We start from the raw sequence: 2847 nt of genomic DNA, 5'->3' as shown, positions 1-2847 counted from the left end.
AACCCATAAACTCCCATGTACATCCGTTTTGACGATATAGATTTCGACTCCCGCTTGTGGATTTACCAGGCCAACCGCAGTCTGACCGACCAGGAAGTGAGCCTGATTAATCAGACCCTCGAAGCCGCTATCGATGGCTGGGAGGCACACAACCAGTCGCTTCTTGCTTCGGGTAAAGTATTCCATAACCGTTTCGTGGTCATCGCCGTGGACGAGTCGCACGAGATGCCCAGCGGCTGCTCTATCGACAAGTCAGTGCATTGGTTGCAGGAGATCGGCGGACGATTAAACGTCGATTTCTTTGACCGTTCCTTGGCTTACCTCGATGCTAACAAAAACGTGCTGACGTTGCCTGTGTCGGCTGTCAAGCAGGCCATTACCAACGAGGTTATTTCTTCGAATACCCCTGTGTTCGACAACCTTGTAGCCAGCAAAGCCCAATGGATGAAGCGCTGGCGTGTCCCCGCCGATCAGACCTGGTTGAAGCGATTTTTTAAGGAAGAGAAAGAAAGTCTATGAATTTTTGGACTCATAGACTTTTGAAACCGAATGTCCTATTTGTTCTGCTAATTTCTACGTGGGGCTGCGAGGATAAGGATACGCTGTACAAAGCATACGAGGACATTGAGGACGGGCAGTGGTTTGTGGAGAATAAATTCGATTTTCAGTTTGAAATCAAAGACACTACCCAAACTTATAACCTGTACTATTTAGTAAGAAATGCCCAACAATATCCTTACTACAACCTCTACCTCGATCGCGTGATGCGGGGGCCTGATGGGAAAGTAGTTTTTTCCCGGCTTGATGAAATGTACCTCTCGGATGAGGTGACGGGAAAACCGCGCGGCAGTGGGCTGGGCGATCTGTTCGATCACAAATTCGTTTTTCAGCGCAACTACCACTTTGCCAAACCTGGAAAGTACTCCATTAGCATCGCGCAATCTATGCGGCAGAACCCTTTGCCCTTCGTGCTGGGAGTCGGTTTAAGTATCGAGAAGACGCCCGCTGCTGCGCAACCATAATTCAAGAATGCCTTTCATGTCTGATATATTACCCTTTTTCCCATTAAATCTCGTCGCTTACCCCGGTGAGAAACTGAATCTCCACATTTTTGAAGAGCGTTACCGACAACTCATCAACGAGTGTCTGGCGGAAGAAAAGACGTTTGGTATTCCGACTTTCCTGGATGATCGGCTCCCCGGCTGCGGTACCGAAATGAAGGTAGTGGCCCTGCACGAGCGCCATCCCGATGGTAGTATGGATATCTCGACCGAGGGCATCCGGGTGTTCAAAATAGACACGTTTGAAAATCCGGTGGCCGACAAGCTATACGCCGGGGGAGAAATTACTTTCTTACCTGAAGAAACCGATCTGATTCGACCCCTGCCGCAACTGGCCGAATTGCTGGACACGCTCTACAGCCTATTGACGACCCCTGCCGAGTACGACGTTGAACAAAAGCCGTTTTCCTTTCAGGTGGCGCACAAAGTAGGTATGTCGCTCACAGATGAGTACGAACTGCTCACGCTACGCCGCGAAAGCGCGCGGCAGCAATTCCTGATTGCGCATTTGCGGAAAGTCATCCCGATCGTGGCCGAAATGGAGCAGACCAAGAGTCGTATCCGCATGAACGGTCATTTCAGGAATCTTGATCCCCTGAACTTTTAGGCGTTTCTGAACTTCCCTCGTTGTTAGTGCGGGGCTTGCGCCTACGTTGCGGACGGCGGCGCTTGAGTGAGTCTGGTTTGGTCTCAGCCGTCTTTATTACCAGGTCGTTGCCCTCAAGCGCTTCCTTCGCAATCGACAGAGGCTCCTTGACGGCGAGCACCTCAAACTCCTGCTCTTCTTTCTTGGGTTGTGTTCTGGGCTTACGTTTCGACCGCTGCTGATTGCCGGGGCGGCGACGGTTTTCACGGACGTTACGCACCTGATCCCGTTCTTTTTCCTTCTCTTCTTCTACTTCCTTGCCAGGTTCACCCAGCAAAAAACCGAACGGCTCCGTGCTTTTATTGGCATCCAGGATTACTTTCAGGATGGCTGTGAGTGGCAAAGCCAATACCAGACCGGGTAGTCCCCAAAGCTGCCCGCCCAGCAGCAGCATGACAATGGCCGCCAACGGATTGATGCTCACCTTTGAACCCACAATATTGGGTGTGATGAAATTCCCTTCTAAAAACTGGACGAAGCTCATAACCCCGACTACACCAACGGCGTACCAGGCGGAGTCTTCGGTAATAATGCTCATCAAAGCCGGAAACAGCGACCCGATCAGGATACCTACGTAAGGAATCAGAATCAAAAATGCCGCCAGGAAGCCGAAGAAAATGGCGTAATCGATGCCTAGGATGAGTAGTCCGATGGTGTTAAGTATCCCTACAATAAATATGACCAGCACCAGCCCTGCCAGGTAGCTTTGGATAACATCGTAGATTTTGTTCAGAACTGTATCCAATTTGTGCCGGGGTACTTTGTTGAAGGCTTTGTACACAAACCGTCGGAAAAAGTCACGGTACAGCAGGAAGAAAAACACGTACAGAGGCACCAATGTGGCAGTGGCGAGGGTACCCGTAGTGGCTACCAGCGTATTGAGCAGCATGGTGCGGCTTTCGGCGAGAGCATTGATGAGGTATCCTCTTGCGCGACTTACCTGCTCGCTGCGGCTCACATTGAAGTAACGCTCGACCATCGCGGTCGTCTGCTCTAACAGGACTTCGGCTTTTTGGATAATGCGCGGAAGCTCCTCGGCAAAGCTGCCTACCTGAATGGTAACCAGCCAAATCAGGACGGCGATGACAACGATGAAGAGCAGGATGCTCAGCACGATGGCCAGAATCCGGGGAAATTTCC

At 51.0% G+C, this 2847-nt stretch carries 4 protein-coding genes; 3 read left to right on the top strand and 1 reads right to left on the bottom strand.

From position 1 onward, the window contains the following. Nucleotides 1–15: 15 nt before the first annotated feature. The 3 genes from ACEW8P_RS15360 to ACEW8P_RS15350 are packed head-to-tail and all read left to right on the top strand — an operon-like array spanning nt 16 to nt 1668. A complete protein-coding gene (locus tag ACEW8P_RS15360) occupies nt 16–519 on the top strand; it encodes a hypothetical protein (RefSeq protein WP_373513962.1) in 504 nt (167 codons plus the stop codon). A gap of 20 nt (nt 520–539) precedes the next feature. Then, on the top strand, nt 540–1022 hold the full coding sequence (locus tag ACEW8P_RS15355) for a gliding motility lipoprotein GldH (RefSeq protein ID WP_373513961.1): 483 nt from the start codon (nt 540–542) through the stop codon (nt 1020–1022). A 16-nt stretch (nt 1023–1038) separates the two neighbouring features. Further along, nucleotides 1039–1668, top strand: coding sequence for an LON peptidase substrate-binding domain-containing protein (locus ACEW8P_RS15350; RefSeq protein ID WP_373513960.1), 630 nt, complete (start codon nt 1039–1041; stop codon nt 1666–1668). On the opposite strand, the gene ACEW8P_RS15345 is transcribed toward ACEW8P_RS15350, so the two are convergent. Then, on the bottom strand, nt 1640–2847 hold a 1208-nt coding region (locus ACEW8P_RS15345), incomplete at its 5' end, for an AI-2E family transporter (RefSeq protein ID WP_373513959.1). The two genes, ACEW8P_RS15350 and ACEW8P_RS15345, sit on opposite strands and share 29 nt — an antisense overlap.

Origin of the sequence: Persicitalea sp., assembly GCF_041751555.1 — a bacterium.
Lineage (GTDB): Bacteria > Bacteroidota > Bacteroidia > Cytophagales > Spirosomataceae > Persicitalea.
This window is presented reverse-complemented; position numbering and strand designations above follow the sequence as displayed.

What these genes read in the sequence shown, in the direction of transcription:
- ACEW8P_RS15360 (WP_373513962.1), top strand. Translation starts at nt 16, where the DNA reads ATGTACATCCGTTTTGACGATATAGATTTCGACTCCCGCTTGTGGATT.
- ACEW8P_RS15350 (WP_373513960.1), top strand. Translation starts at nt 1,039, where the DNA reads ATGTCTGATATATTACCCTTTTTCCCATTAAATCTCGTCGCTTACCCC.